This window comes from Streptococcus pluranimalium, from assembly GCF_047785745.1.
Taxonomy (GTDB): Bacteria; Bacillota; Bacilli; order Lactobacillales; family Streptococcaceae; genus Streptococcus; species Streptococcus pluranimalium_B.
This window is the reverse complement of record NZ_JBLOJT010000213.1, coordinates 1-833: the sequence shown is the minus strand read 5'-3', so window position 1 is coordinate 833 and position 833 is coordinate 1. Positions and strand designations below refer to the sequence as shown.

At 40.7% G+C, this 833-nt stretch carries 1 pseudogene; it reads left to right on the top strand.

The annotated features are described in order from the left end of the window. Positions 1-198: 198 nt before the first annotated feature. Positions 199-833: pseudogene (locus ACMZ6U_RS10555) on the top strand (IS5 family transposase); the annotation flags it as partial.

The window sequence follows — 833 nt, the reverse complement described above, 5'->3', positions numbered from 1 at the left end:
CTTATATCTGTCATTGGTTAAGTCTTATGGCCTCCTTTACCGGACTGATAGTAGTAGCAAATGTTCTTTTTGGTGCTTTATCGCTGTTTAAAAAAGAAGTGTTCCTCTTAAATTATATTGTTTTAAGGGCACCTCTAAAAACTCCCTAAATTTCCCCAAAATGAGATAATAGAATCAAAAGTAATCAGGAGAGCTGTCATGCATTTATTCACAGACGATGAAAAAATCTTGTCAAAACTATCAGAGAAAGGTAGTCCCTTAGAACGTTCGGATGCCATTATGGATTGGACTATCTTACTTCCTTTATTGTCAGAGTTATTCAGTCGTGGCGGTCGTCCTCACCTAGACTATCTCATGATGTTCAAAGTGCTCTTGCTTCAACGTCTTCATAACCTATCTGACGATGCCATGGAATACCAACTGCTGGATCCTCTATCTTTTCGTCGGTTTGTTGGTTGTCATGAAGACACTGTTCCAGATGCGAAAACTATCTGGCTCTATCGTGAGAAATTAACCAAATCAGGTCGTGAAAAGGCGTTGTTCGATTTGTTCTATGCCCATCTCACAGATGAAGGGTTGATTGCCCATTCAGGTCAGATTGTGGAGGCTTCCTTTGTCGAATACCCTAAACAACGCCATTCACGTGAGGACAATCAGAACATCAAGGAAGGCGAAAAGGTAGACGGTTGGAACAAGGCTAAACGGAGCAAAAAGACTAGATGCGACTTGGCTACGCAAAGGTGACGTCCGTTATTTTGGCTATAAAAACCATATTGGTGTCGATAGACAATCAAAACTTATCAAAACTTATGAGGTCACAACAGCTAGTGTAC